General features: G+C 69.6%; 11 protein-coding genes. 7 read left to right on the top strand and 4 right to left on the bottom strand.

Going from position 1 to position 12,334, the window contains the following annotated elements; translation table 11 throughout:
• Positions 1-570: alkaline phosphatase D family protein (locus tag H0U68_RS08240; RefSeq protein WP_296354486.1), on the top strand; the 570-nt coding region annotated here is incomplete at its 5' end.
• Here H0U68_RS08240 and serB read toward each other — a convergent pair.
• Entirely contained in the window at positions 571-1,305 is a 735-nt protein-coding gene (gene serB, locus H0U68_RS08235) for a phosphoserine phosphatase SerB (RefSeq protein ID WP_296354485.1), read from the bottom strand.
• A gap of 23 nt (positions 1,306-1,328) precedes the next feature.
• On the bottom strand, positions 1,329-4,853 hold the full coding sequence (gene mfd / locus H0U68_RS08230; RefSeq protein ID WP_296354483.1) for a transcription-repair coupling factor: 3,525 nt from the start codon (positions 4,851-4,853) through the stop codon (positions 1,329-1,331).
• 68 nt (positions 4,854-4,921) lie between these two features.
• Here mfd and ispD point away from each other — a divergent pair, with 68 nt between their 5' ends.
• Positions 4,922-5,644 carry a 2-C-methyl-D-erythritol 4-phosphate cytidylyltransferase gene (gene ispD / locus H0U68_RS08225; RefSeq protein ID WP_296354481.1) on the top strand — a complete coding sequence of 241 codons (723 nt, stop codon included), beginning with the start codon at positions 4,922-4,924 and terminating at the stop codon, positions 5,642-5,644.
• A 3-nt stretch (positions 5,645-5,647) separates the two neighbouring features.
• Entirely contained in the window at positions 5,648-6,157 is a 510-nt protein-coding gene (gene ispF, locus H0U68_RS08220) for a 2-C-methyl-D-erythritol 2,4-cyclodiphosphate synthase (RefSeq protein WP_296354479.1), read from the top strand.
• Positions 6,158-6,175: 18 nt separating this feature from the next.
• On the opposite strand, the gene H0U68_RS08215 is transcribed toward ispF, so the two are convergent.
• Together H0U68_RS08215 and ompR are read right to left on the bottom strand one after the other, a co-directional pair.
• Entirely contained in the window at positions 6,176-7,663 is a 1,488-nt protein-coding gene (locus H0U68_RS08215) for a sensor histidine kinase (protein ID WP_296354476.1), read from the bottom strand.
• Between the two features lie 117 nt (positions 7,664-7,780).
• Complete coding sequence (ompR, locus tag H0U68_RS08210; protein WP_296354474.1) at positions 7,781-8,512, bottom strand: two-component system response regulator OmpR; 732 nt, start codon at positions 8,510-8,512, stop codon at positions 7,781-7,783.
• 167 nt (positions 8,513-8,679) lie between these two features.
• On the opposite strand from ompR, the gene H0U68_RS08205 reads away from it, so the two are divergent.
• The 4 genes from H0U68_RS08205 to H0U68_RS08190 all read left to right on the top strand — a co-directional run.
• Positions 8,680-10,083, top strand: a complete 1,404-nt coding sequence (locus tag H0U68_RS08205) for a DUF1800 domain-containing protein (RefSeq protein ID WP_296354472.1) — start codon at positions 8,680-8,682, stop codon at positions 10,081-10,083.
• Between the two features lie 5 nt (positions 10,084-10,088).
• Positions 10,089-11,276 (top strand): DUF1501 domain-containing protein, encoded by a 1,188-nt coding sequence (locus tag H0U68_RS08200; RefSeq protein ID WP_296354470.1) that lies wholly within the window; start codon positions 10,089-10,091, stop codon positions 11,274-11,276.
• 58 nt (positions 11,277-11,334) lie between these two features.
• Positions 11,335-11,994 carry an SIMPL domain-containing protein gene (locus H0U68_RS08195; RefSeq protein WP_296354488.1) on the top strand — a complete coding sequence of 220 codons (660 nt, stop codon included), beginning with the start codon at positions 11,335-11,337 and terminating at the stop codon, positions 11,992-11,994.
• Between the two features lie 113 nt (positions 11,995-12,107).
• Positions 12,108-12,334: diacylglycerol kinase family protein (locus tag H0U68_RS08190; RefSeq protein ID WP_296354468.1), on the top strand; the 227-nt coding region annotated here is incomplete at its 3' end.

The raw sequence follows: 12,334 nt of genomic DNA, 5'->3' as shown, positions 1-12,334 counted from the left end.
GCCTGGACCGACCCGCGCCGCACCATGCTGGGCGCGGCGCAGGAGCAGTGGCTGGACGCGCAGCTGGCCGCGCCGGCCACCGGCTGGACCGTGCTCGGCCAGTCCACGCTGTTCGGCCAGCGCGACTTCAAGCCCGGCCCCGGCCAGAGCCTGTGGAACGACGGCTGGGACGGCTACGCGGCCGCGCGCGGGCGCCTCACGCAGTCGCTGCAGCGCCACCGCGTGGCCGACGCCGTGCTGTTGGGCGGGGACGTGCACGAGAACTGGGTCGGCCACGTGAAGGCCGACTACGACAGACCCGAAAGCGCCGCGCTGGGCGTGGAGTTCTGCGGCACCAGCATCACGTCCCGCTCGTCGGCGCCCGAGCGCATCGGCGAGCGCATGGCCGACAACCCGCATTTCGTCTTCGCTGACGGTTTCAAGCGCGGCTACGGCATGGCGGAATTCACGCCTGCGCAGCTGACGGTGAGCCTGCGCGCGGTGGACGACGTGGCGCGCGCCGACAGCGCCGTGTCCACGCTGGCGCGCTTCGCCGTGCAGGCGGGCAGGCCGCGCATCGAGCGCGCCTGATCAGCCGGGCCGCACCACTTCCAGCAGCCGGTCCAGGCCGCCCGCGTTGATCGCCACCATCGCCTGTTCCCGCACCCTGGGCTTGGCGTGGTAGGCCACCGACAGGCCGGTTTCGCTCATCATCGGCAGGTCGTTGGCGCCGTCGCCCATGGCGATCGCCTGCTTGGGCGAGATGCCCAGGTCGGCACAAGTCTGCAGCAGCATGCGGCGCTTTTCCTCGCCGTCGCAGATGTCGCCCCAGGGCTGGTCCACCAGGCGGCCGGTGAGCTCGCCGCAATTGGCGCCGGACGCGATCTCCAGCATGTTCGAGCGCGTGAAGTCGATGCCGAGCCGGTCGCGCAGGCGGTCGGTGAAGAAGGTAAAGCCGCCGGACACCAGCAGCACCTTCAGGCCGGCGGCCTTGCAGGCGCGCACCAGTTCTTCGGCGCCCGCGTTGAGCCGCAGGCGCTCGACGTAGACCTGTTCCAGGTCGGCCACCGTCACGCCGCGCAGCAGGGCCACGCGACGGCGCAGGCTCTCCTTGTAGTCGGCGATCTCGCCGCGCATGGCGGCCTCGGTGATGGCGGCGACCTCGGCCTTCATGCCGACCGCATCGGCGATCTCGTCCACGCATTCGATGTTGATCAGCGTGGAATCCATGTCGAAGGCGATGAGCTTGAAGTCCTTCAGCGACATGGACGAGGCGATGCCCTGGACGACCAGGCCGGGAGAGAGTTCGCGGGGGGAGGAAGTCATTGCGTGGATGTGTTGCATCGGGTTCAGGCGGCTTCGGCCACCTTTGGCTGGCCCAGCGAGCGCAGCACGTCGCGCACCATCTGCGCGCGGTCCTTCGGCTCCTTCAGCTCGCGCTCGATGCGCAGGCGGTCGTTGCCGGCCAGCTTGATGTGCCGGTTTTTTTGCACCAGCTCGATGATGCGCATCGGATCGATCGGCGGGTTGGGGCGGAATGTGATGTGGATGACGCCGGGCGCCGCATCCACCTTCGCCACGCCGTAGGGCCGCGCCAGCACGCGCAGGCGGTGCACGTCGATCAGCGTCTGGCCCTGCGGCGGGAGCTTGCCGAAACGGTCGACGATCTCTTCGAGCAGGTGGTCGATCTGGTCGACGTTCTTGGCGGTGGCGAGCTTCTTGTAGAACGACAGGCGCAGGTGCACGTCGCCGCAGTAATCGTCGGGCAGCAGCGCCGGCGCGTGCAGGTTGATGTCGGTGGTGACGGCCAGCGGCGACAGCAGGTCGGGTTCCTTGCCTGCCTTGAGCGAGCGCACCGCTTCCGACAGCATCTCGTTGTACAGCTGGAAGCCGACCTCCAGCATGTTGCCGCTCTGGTTCTCGCCCAACACCTCGCCGGCGCCGCGGATCTCCAGGTCGTGCATGGCCAGGTAGAAGCCCGAGCCCAGCTCCTCCATCTGCTGGATCGCGTCCAGCCGCTGCGCCGCCTGCTTGGTCAGGCTCTCGGTGTCCGGCACCATCAGGTAGGCGTAGGCCTGGTGGTGGCTGCGGCCGACGCGCCCGCGCAGCTGGTGCAGCTGCGCCAGGCCGAACTTGTCGGCGCGCGCCATCACGATGGTGTTGGCGGTCGGCACGTCGATGCCGGTCTCGATGATGGTGGAGCACAGCAGCAGGTTGAAGCGCTGCGCCACGAAGTCGCGCATCACGCGTTCCAGCTCGCGCTCGGGCATCTGGCCGTGCGCCACGCCGATGCGCGCTTCCGGCAGCAGGCGCTCCAGCTGCTCGCGCCGGTTCTGGATGGTGTCCACCTCGTTATGCAGGAAGTAGACCTGGCCGCCGCGCTTCAATTCGCGCAGCACCGCCTCGCGGATCACGCCCGTGCCCTCGTTGCGCACGAAGGTCTTGATGGCCAGGCGCCGTTGCGGCGCGGTGGCGATTACCGACAGATCGCGCAGGCCTTCCAGCGCCATGCCCAGCGTGCGCGGGATCGGCGTGGCGGTGAGCGTGAGCACATCCACCTCGGCACGCAGGGCCTTCACCGCCTCCTTGTGGCGCACGCCGAAACGGTGCTCCTCGTCGATGATCAGCAGGCCCAGGTTCTTGAACTTCACCGACGCGGACAGGAGCTTGTGCGTGCCGACCACGATGTCGATGGTGCCGTCGGCCAGTCCCTTGGACGCCGCGGTGATTTCCTTGGTGGAGCGAAAGCGGCTCATCTCCGCCACCTTCACCGGCCACTTGCTGAAGCGGTCCACCAGCGTCTGGTAGTGCTGCTCGGCCAGCAGCGTGGTGGGCGCGAGGAACGCCACCTGGCGTCCGCCGGTGACGGCGATGAAGGCGGCGCGCAGGGCGACTTCAGTCTTGCCGAAGCCGACGTCGCCGCACACCAGCCGGTCCATGGGGCGCGGCGACACCATGTCCTGGATCACCGCGTGGATGGCGGCGTTCTGGTCGGCGGTTTCGTCGAAGCCGAACTCGTTGGAGAAGGCCTCGTAGTCCTGCGCGCTGAAGCGGAAGGCATGGCCTTCGCGCGCGGCCCGGCGGGCATAGATGTTCAGCAGTTCGGCCGCGCTGTCGCGCACCTGCTCGGCGGCCTTGCGCCTGGCCTTGTCCCACTGGCCCGAGCCCAGCCTGTGCAGCGGCGCCTCGTCGGCGCTGACGCCGGTGTAGCGGCTGATCAGGTGCAGCTGGCTCACCGGCACGTACAGCGTGGCCTTGTCGGCATATTCCAGGTGCAGGAATTCCGTGCTTCCCTGGCCCAGGTCCATGTTGACCAGCCCGCGGTAGCGGCCGATGCCGTGCGCCGCATGCACCACCGGGTCGCCCAGGTTCAGCTCCGACAGGTCCTTGATCAGCGCTTCGACGTCGTTGACCTGTTCCTGCTTCTTGCGCCGCCGCGCGGTAGGGCCGGCGGCGAACAGCTCGGTCTCGGTGACCAGGTCGATGCCATGCTCGATCCAGCTGAAGCCGGTGACCAGGGCCGCGGTGGCGATGCCCAGCTTCTCCTCGCTGGCCGCGAATTCGGCCAGGGTGTCGAAGGCCGGCAGCGACAGGTGGCTGGCGCGCAGGAAGTCCAGCAGGCTTTCGCGCCGTCCCGCGCTCTCGGCCAGCACCAGGAGGCGGTGCGGCGTGTTGGCGGCATGCTGCTTCAGGCGCGCCAGCGGCTCCTCGGCACCGCGCACCACGGAGAGGTCGGGCAGCGGGCCGAATTCGGGGTAGGCCGAGATCTCCTGTTCGGCTTCCGTTCGGGCCGACAGCCCCAACTCCGTTCGGGCTGAGCCTGTCGAAGCCGGCCCTTCGACAGGCTCAGGGCGAACGGGTTTGATGGCCAGCTGCGCATGCGCGTTGGCCTGCACGTAGAACTGCTCGGAGCTGAGGAACAGCGCTTCGGGCGGCAGCACCGGCCGCTCGGGGTCGCCCTGCACCAGGCGGAAGCGGTCGCGCGTGTCCTGCCAGAAACGCTGGAACGCGGGCTCCAGCTCGCCGTGCAGCACCAGCGTCGCGTCCTTGCCGAGGTAGTCGAACACGGTTGCCGTGTCGTCGAAGAACAGCGGCAGGTAGTACTCGATGCCGGCGGTGGCGACGCCCGCGCCGATATCCTTGTAGATGCGGCTCTTGGTCGGGTCGCCTTCCAGCAGCTCGCGCCAGCGGCTGCGGAATTTCGCGCGCGCCGGCTCGTCCATCGGGAACTCGCGGCCCGGCAGCAGGCGCACTTCGGGCACCGGGTACAGGCTGCGCTGGCTGTCGGGGTCGAAGGTGCGGATGGAGTCGACCTCGTCGTCGAACAGGTCCACCCGGAACGGCACCAGCGAACCCATCGGGTACAGGTCGATCAGGCCGCCGCGCACCGCGTATTCGCCCGGGCTCACCACCTGCGTCACGTGGTTGTAGCCGGCGAGCGTCAGCTGCGCCTTCAGCCGCGCCTCGTCCAGCTTCTGCCTGACCGTGAAGTGGAATGTGTAGCCCGCCAGGAAGGCCGGCGGCGCCACGCGGTACAGCGCGGTGGTGGCCGGGATCAGCACCACGTCGGCCTCGCCCTGCAGGATGCGCCACAGCGTGGCCAGCCGCTCGCTGATCAGGTCCTGGTGCGGCGAGAACTGGTCGTAGGGCAGGGTTTCCCAGTCGGGGAACAGCGCACAGCGCAGCCCGGGCGAGAAGAACGCCAGTTCGTCGATCAGGCGCTGCGCGTCGGTGGCGTCGGCGGTGACCACCGCCGTGACGCGGCGCGCGGGTGTTTCGCGCTCGGCGAGGCGCGCGATGAGCAATGCATCCGCCGAACCCACGGGACGGGGAAGGTTAAAACGCTTGCCAGGGGAGAGCTTGGGTAATTCCATGAAGAATGCAAAACACCCCGGCCACAGCAGGCAGGGGTGTGGCACGATTCTAGAATGAAGCGACCGCAATGAACGCAAGCGCAACCAATCCCCCCGTTTCCCCTGCCTCGGCGACTGTCCGTTTCTTCGCGCTGGTCCCCTGTGCCGGCAACGGCAGCCGTGCCGGCACCACCGGGCCCAAGCAGTACGAGCGCGTGGCCGGCCAGCCCATGGTCTGGCACACGCTGTCGGCCTTCGCCGCGGTGCAGCGCATCGTGCGCACCATGGTCGTGGTGGCGCCCGGCGACGGCTTTTTCGACCGCAACCCCAGCACCTCGGCGCTGGTCGTGCCCTGCGGCGGCGGCACCCGCGCCGAGAGCGTGGCCAACGGCCTGCGCGAGCTGCGCCGCGCAGGCGCCACCGACGCCGACTGGGTGCTGGTGCACGACGCCGCGCGCTGCCTCATCACGCCCGAACTCGTCGACCGGCTGATCGACGCCTGCGTGGACGACGAGGTGGGCGGCCTGCTGGCCTACCCGCTGCCCGACACTCTGAAGGAGGCCCAGGACGGGCGCGTGCGCGCCACCATCGGCCGCGAGGACAAATGGCTGGCCCAGACGCCGCAGATGTTCCGCCTGGGCATGCTGCGCCAGGCGCTGGAGCACGCCGGCGACATCGCCACCGACGAGGCCGGCGCCATCGAAGCCTTGGGCTTGCGGCCGCTGCTGGTGCCCGCGGGCGCGCAGAACTTCAAGGTCACCTATCCGGACGACTTCGCCATGGCCGAAGCCGTGCTGCGCAGCCGCCGCTGACGCATGGGTGATTTGACGCCGCCAAAGCTGCCAAAACTGCGCATCGGCGAAGGCTGGGATTCCCACGCGCTGGTGCCGGGCCGCAAGCTGATGCTGGGCGGCATCGAGATCCCGCACACGCATGGCCTGCTGGGGCATTCCGATGCCGACGTGCTGCTGCACGCCATCGTCGATGCGCTGGTCGGCGCGGCGGGGCTGGGCGACATCGGCACGCATTTTCCCGACACCGACGAGCGCTTTCGCGGCGCGGACTCGGTGCTGCTGCTGACCGAGGCGGCAGCGCGCGTGCGCGCCGAAGGCTGGCAGATCGTCAACGTGGACAGCACCATCGTCGCCCAGGCGCCGCGGCTGGCAACGCACATTCCCGCCATGCGCGAGCACATCGCGCGCGCGCTGGACCTGCAGCCGGCGGAAGTCAACGTGAAGGCCAAGACGGCGGAACGGCTCGGCCCCGTGGGTCAGGGCCAGGGCATCGAGGCGCGTGCCGTGGTGCTGCTGCAGGCCGCTGCCTGAGCCGCCCAAAGGCCGCGCTCAGGCAGCCGGTTCGGCTTGCGGCTCGGGAGGGCGCGGGCGCAGGCGCCGGTTCTCGCGCGGCGCCGATTGCTCGTGCTCCGGCGCCTTCGGCTTCTGCAGCTTGATGTGCGCGGCCAGCCCGCCCGAGGTGGTGTTGGCCAGGGCGAAGATGCCGCCCATGCGCTGCACCGTCTTGTCGACGATGGCCAGGCCCAGGCCGGCGCCGGTGGCCGCGGTGCGCGCCGCGTCGCCGCGGAAGAACGGCTTCACCAGGTTGGGCAGCGCCTCGGGCGCCACGCCCATGCCGTGGTCGCGCACCTTCAGCAGCACCCAGTCGTTGCGCGACTTGCCGGCGACGTCCACCACCGCGATGCCGGTCTCCGGCGTCTTGCCGTAGCGGCGCGCGTTCTCCAGCAGGTTGGAGATCACGCGCGCGAGTTCGACTTCGTCGGCCAGCACGTAGAGGTTCTTGCTCACGTCCAGGTTGATGCGGATGTCGCCGTGGTCCTGGATGGCGTAGATGCAGGCCTCGATCACGTCGTTCAGGCACACCGGCTTGAGCTCGGCGTGGTCGGGACGCGCGTAGTCGAGGAACTTGTCGATGATGGCGTCGAGCTGGTCGATGTCGGAGGCCATGTGCTCGCGCGCATCCGCGTCGGCCACGCTCATCTCGGTTTCCAGCCGCAGGCGGGCCAGCGGCGTGCGCAGGTCGTGCGAAATGCCGGCCAGCATGACGGCGCGGTCCTGCTCGATCTTGGCGAGCTGCTGCGCCATGCGGTTGAAGCCGATGTTGACCTCGCGGATCTCGCTGGTGACGGCCTTCTCGTCCAGCCGGCTCGCATCGAAATCGCCGTCGCGCACGCGGCTGGCGGCGAACGACAGCTGCTTGAGCGGCCGGTTGATCAGGCGCGCGATGACCGCGGCGCCCGCCAGCGACAGCGCGGCGGCCGTGATCAGCCAGACCAGCCAGGTCTTGCCGCCCACGGTGGAGAAGCGTGTTCGGTCCAGCAGCATCCAATAGGCATCGGCGTCGATCTTGAAGCCGATCCACAGGCCTTCTTCCTTGTTGACGCTGCTGGCCATGACGATGCCGGGGCCCAGGCGGCCGACCAGCTCGTCGACGATGCGGCGGTCCATGGCGCCGCTGGTCAGCGGCTCGAACTTGTCCGCCGGCTCGCGCGGCACCACGCGCACGCCCTCCTGGTCGGCCAGGGTCTTGATGAGCGAGACGCGGGCGATGGCGTCGGCGTGCACCAGCGCGGCGCGGCTGAGGTTCACCAACGAGGCTATCTGCTGCGCCGTCTGCACCGCGCGCGGCTCGAACTCGAGCGCGCGGAAGGTCTGCAGCCAAGCGACGATGGAGCCGATCAGCAGCAGCGAGAGCAGGAAGAATGTGCGCCAGAACAGCGACAACCCCAGGCGGGGCCGCATTTCCAGCGGCGCGGGCGCGGTCTCCAGCGGAGCCGGGCCGGTGACATCGATGCTATGGGTGACGCCGCGAATCATGGTGTGCGCAAGGATATCTATCCTTCACCGCAGAGGACACAGAGGGCCGCAGAGAACAATGGATTCTCTGCGGCCCTCTGCGTTTCTCTGCGCCTCTGCGGTGAATGAATCCGCCCGTCAGCCCGCGCCGTCCGGCACGAACACGTAGCCCACACCCCAGACCGTCTGGATGTAGCGCGGCGATGCCGGATCGGCCTCGATCAGCTTGCGTAGGCGCGAGACCTGCACGTCCAGGCTGCGGTCGAAGGGCTCGAACTCGCGGCCGCGCGCCAGCTGGGCCAGCTTTTCGCGCGACAGCGGCTGGCGCGGATGCCGCACCAGTGCCTTGAGCATGGCGAACTCGCCGGTGGTCAGGGGCAGCTCGTCGCCGTTCTTGCGCAGCGTGCGTGCGCCCAGGTCGAAGGCGAACGGGCCGAAAGTGACGACCTCGTTGTCGCTCGACGGTGCGCCGGGCGCTTCCTGCGCGGGACGGCGGCGCAGCACGGCGTGCACGCGGGCCAGCAGTTCGCGCGGGTTGAACGGCTTGCCGAGATAGTCGTCGGCGCCGACTTCCAGGCCGACGATGCGGTCGACATCCTCACCCTTGGCGGTGAGCATGATGATCGGGGTGCGGTCGTTGGCGGCACGCAGCCGCCGGCAGATGGACAGGCCGTCCTCGCCCGGCATCATCAGGTCGAGCACGATGAGGTCGGCCGTTTCGCGCAGCATGAGGCGGTTGAGGGCCTTGCCGTCTTCCGCCAGGATGACCTCGAAACCCTCCTGCGTCAGATAACGGCGCAGCAGGTCGCGAATGCGAGCGTCGTCGTCGACCACGAGGATCTTGTCGGTACGGGCTGCAGCTTGGGTCATGATTCTCCCGGTCCAATTTGTAACAGAGCCGATTCTGAGGGTCTTCCAACTCGGCAATCGTGTTTTTTGGACGGGTCTGACACAGTGTTACAAATGTTGCTGGACACCGCAAGCGTTCACTGGCGCGACGTCCTCGAAAGGGGTGGCGCAGCGTTGAATCACGAACCATGAAACGCCGAGCCATCTTCATCCTTGCGGCCGCGCTGTGCGCCGTCTTCGCCTTGCCGGCACAGGCGGCGCCCGCGCAGCTGGATCAGGCGCAGGCGCGCCACCTGCTGCTGCGCACCGGCTTCGCCCCCACCGAGCACCAGGTGCGCCAGCTGCAAGGCCAGGGCGCCGCGCAGGCGGTCGACGCGCTGATCGCGCAAGCACGGGCCGCGCGGCCGCTGCATCTTCCGCCGCAGTTCGCGCCGGTCGATGCGCTGCCTGCCAGCGCCGAGGAGCGCATGGCCTACCGCCAGCAGCAGCTGCGCGAGAGCCAGGAGATCAAGGGCTGGTGGATGCGCGAGATGGCCGAAACGCCCGCGCCTTTGGCCGAGCGCATGGTGCTGTTCTGGCACGGCCACTTCGCCACGTCGCAGCGCAAAGTGGTGCGCGCGCAGGCCATGTGGAACCAGCAGCAGGTGCTGCGCCAGTACGCGCTCGGCAACTTCCGCGGCCTGCTGCACGCCGCCGCCAAGGACCCGGCGATGCTGGCCTACCTGGACGGCGCCAACAGCCGCAAGCAGGCGCCCAACGAGAACTTCGCGCGCGAGGTGATGGAGCTGTTCACGCTGGGCGAAGCCTCGCGCGCCTCCGAAGGCCTGGGCGGCTACAGCGAGCAGGACATCCGCGAGGCGGCGCGCGCCTTCACCGGCTGGAGCATCGAGCGGCAGGACTTCGCCTACCGCTTCCGCCCCGCCTTCCACGACACCGGCGTGAAGACGGTGTTCGGCCGCAGCGGCAACTACGACGGCGACGCCGTGCTCGACCTGCTGCTGGAGCAGCCCGCGGCCGCGCGCTTCCTCACCGCCAAGCTGTGGAAGGAGTTCGTCTCGCCCACGCCCGATGCGCGCGAGGTCGAACGCATCGCCGCCGCCTGGCGCGCCGGCGGCTGGGACATCGGCGCCGTGCTGCGCGAACTGCTGCTGTCCGATGCCTTCTGGGCGCCGGATGCGCCCGGCACGCTGGTGAAGTCGCCGGTAGAACTGGTGGTCGGCGCGGTGCGGCAGTTCGGCGTGCCGGTGGCCGATCCGCTGCCGCTGGTCGCCAAGTCGGCCCAGCTCGGACAGAACCTGCTGGTGCCGCCCAACGTGAAGGGCTGGCCCGGCTACACCGACTGGATCGACGCGGCCCGGCTGCTGGAGCGCAAGCGCTTCGCGCAGCAGCTGCTGCGCTATCCGGGCTTCGACGACACGGCGTTCCTGGCCAGCGTGGGCGCCCACGCGGACCGCGAGCCCGATGCCGCCGCGCAGGCCCGCCTGACCCACGCGCTGCTGCCGCTGCCGCCGGTGCAGACGGTGGCGGCGGGCACCGTCGGATCCAGCTGGGTGCGTGCCCTGCTGCAGGATGCGGCCTACCAACTGAAATGACACCCATGCAGCGACGTGACTTCCTGAAGATGGCGCAAGGGGCGGGCACCGCCGCCTGGCTGGGACTGCAGGCGCCGGCCTGGGCGCAGGGCGCGGCGCAGCGTGCCGCGGGGGCGGCCGACCGCATCCTGGTGCTGATCGAGCTGAAGGGCGGCAACGACGGCCTGAACACCGTTGTGCCCCATGCCGATCCGCTCTATGCGCAGCTGCGGCCCACCATCGGCGTGCGTGCCGACGAGGTGATCCGGCTGGAGCCGCGCTGGGGGCTGCACCCGGAACTGAAGCCGCTGGTCGCGCTGTGGGAGAAGAACGAACTGGCGATCGTGCAGGGCGTGGGCTATCCGCAGCCGAACCTGTCGCACTTCCGCTCCATCGAGATCTGGGAAACCGGCTCGCGCAGCAACGAATACCTCGACGACGGCTGGCTCACGCGCGCAATGAAAACCGCGCTGGCCGGGGGCCCCGGCTACACCGCCGAAGGCGTGCACATCGGCGGCGGCGACCTGGGGCCGCTGCTGGGCAGCCGGGCCGTGTCGCTGGGCAACCCCGAGGCGTTCCTGGCGCAGGCGCGCCTGGCCCGGCCCGCGCCGGTGCGCGGCAGCGCGGCCCTGCAGCACATCCTGCGGGTGGAGGAAGACGTGGCGCGCGCGGCCGACGGCCTGCGCGGTGCGCCCTATCCGTTCACCACCGAATTTCCGCGCGGTGCCTTCGGCAACGCGGTGCGCGCCGCCAGCGAGATCGTGGCGTCGCAGCGCGGCAAGGCGGGCGTGCCCATCCTCACGCTGTCGCTCGGCAGCTTCGACACCCACCAGAACCAGCCGGGCACGCATGCCAACTTGCTGCGCCAGCTGGCCGAGGGCATGGCGGCGCTGCGCGGCGCGCTGATGGAAATCGGTGCCTGGGACCGCACGCTGGTGATGACCTTCTCCGAATTCGGCCGCCGCGCGCGCCAGAACCAGAGCAACGGCACCGACCACGGCACGGCGGCGCCGCAGTTCGTCGCGGGCGGAGCGGTGCGCGGCGGCTGGTATGGTCGCGCACCGGACCTGGCGGCGCTGGATGCGGCGCAGAACCTGGTCCACACCGTGGATTTCCGCCAGCTCTATGCCACCGTCGTGCGCGACTGGTGGGGCGCAGATCCGCTGCCCGTGGTGCGTGGTCGGTTCGACACGCTTGGATTTCTCAGAACCTGAAGGACCCTCGATGCGAATGAAGCCCTGGTGGCCGGCGGGCGCGCTGCTCGCCGCCTGCATGCATGCCGGCGCGCAGACCGCGCCCTCTTCGCCACCGCAGAACGTGCTGCAGCTGAGCGCCGCCGGAACGGTGGAAGTGCAGCAGGACATGCTGAACATGACGCTGACGACCAGCCGCGACGGCCCCGATCCCGCAACCGTGCAGTCGGCGCTGAAGACTGCGCTGGATGCCGCGCTGAACGAGGCGCGCAAGAACGCGCAGCCGGGGCAGATGGACGTGCGCACCGGCAATTTCGCGCTCTATCCGCGCAACAACCGCGACGGCAAGATCAACGGCTGGCAGGGCACGGCCGAGCTGGTGCTGGAAGGCCGCGACTTCCAGCGGATCACGCAGACCGGCGGGCGCATCACGTCCATGACCCTGGGCGGCGTGAACTTCGGCCTGAGCCGCGAGCAGCGCGCCCGCACCGAAACCGAAGCGCAGTCCATGGCCATCGAGCGCTTCAAGGCCAAGGCGGCCGAGCTGGCCAAATCCTTCGGTTTTTCCGGCTACACGCTGCGCGAGGTGGCGGTGAACGCAAACGACCAGGCCTTTCCGATGCGCGGCCGCGTGATGGCGATGGAAGCCAAGGCGGCTTCCATGGACCAGGCGGTGCCGGTGGAAGCGGGCAAGGCCGCGGTCACGGTCAACGTGTCGGGTTCCGTACAGCTGCGATAGCCCCTCTCCCACAAGAGCGCCTGCGGCGCACACCTAAGCTGCCGTGGATGCGCGCAATTCAATTTCCAGAGAGCGCGCCGGCAGCCGCGTCGCGGCCCGCCTTGCAGCAGCCCTTGTTCGTTGTCCTCAATCCCGGTTCCGGGCGGCATGAGGTGCAGCAGGCGCGTGGCGTGCTGGCGCAGGCGTTCGAGCGTGCCGGCCGTGCCCACACCTTCGTTCCGGTGGACCGAGATGCCGGTCCCGCCGCTGCATGCCGCCAGGCGGCGCGCCAGGCCAAGGAGGAAGGCGGCGTGCTGGTGGCCGCCGGCGGCGACGGCACGGTGAGCGCCGCGGCGCAGGC

It is taken from the genome of Ramlibacter sp. (genome assembly GCF_013697775.1).
In the GTDB taxonomy this organism is placed as follows: domain Bacteria; phylum Pseudomonadota; class Gammaproteobacteria; order Burkholderiales; family Burkholderiaceae_C; genus Ramlibacter.
This window is presented reverse-complemented; position numbering and strand designations above follow the sequence as displayed.

What these genes read in the sequence shown, in the direction of transcription:
- serB (WP_296354485.1), bottom strand. Translation starts at nt 1,305, where the DNA reads ATGACTTCCTCCCCCCGCGAACTCTCTCCCGGCCTGGTCGTCCAGGGC.
- mfd (WP_296354483.1), bottom strand. Translation starts at nt 4,853, where the DNA reads ATGGAATTACCCAAGCTCTCCCCTGGCAAGCGTTTTAACCTTCCCCGT.
- ispD (WP_296354481.1), top strand. Translation starts at nt 4,922, where the DNA reads ATGAACGCAAGCGCAACCAATCCCCCCGTTTCCCCTGCCTCGGCGACT.
- ispF (WP_296354479.1), top strand. Translation starts at nt 5,648, where the DNA reads ATGGGTGATTTGACGCCGCCAAAGCTGCCAAAACTGCGCATCGGCGAA.
- H0U68_RS08215 (WP_296354476.1), bottom strand. Translation starts at nt 7,663, where the DNA reads ATGATTCGCGGCGTCACCCATAGCATCGATGTCACCGGCCCGGCTCCG.
- ompR (WP_296354474.1), bottom strand. Translation starts at nt 8,512, where the DNA reads ATGACCCAAGCTGCAGCCCGTACCGACAAGATCCTCGTGGTCGACGAC.
- H0U68_RS08205 (WP_296354472.1), top strand. Translation starts at nt 8,680, where the DNA reads ATGAAACGCCGAGCCATCTTCATCCTTGCGGCCGCGCTGTGCGCCGTC.
- H0U68_RS08200 (WP_296354470.1), top strand. Translation starts at nt 10,089, where the DNA reads ATGCAGCGACGTGACTTCCTGAAGATGGCGCAAGGGGCGGGCACCGCC.
- H0U68_RS08195 (WP_296354488.1), top strand. Translation starts at nt 11,335, where the DNA reads ATGCATGCCGGCGCGCAGACCGCGCCCTCTTCGCCACCGCAGAACGTG.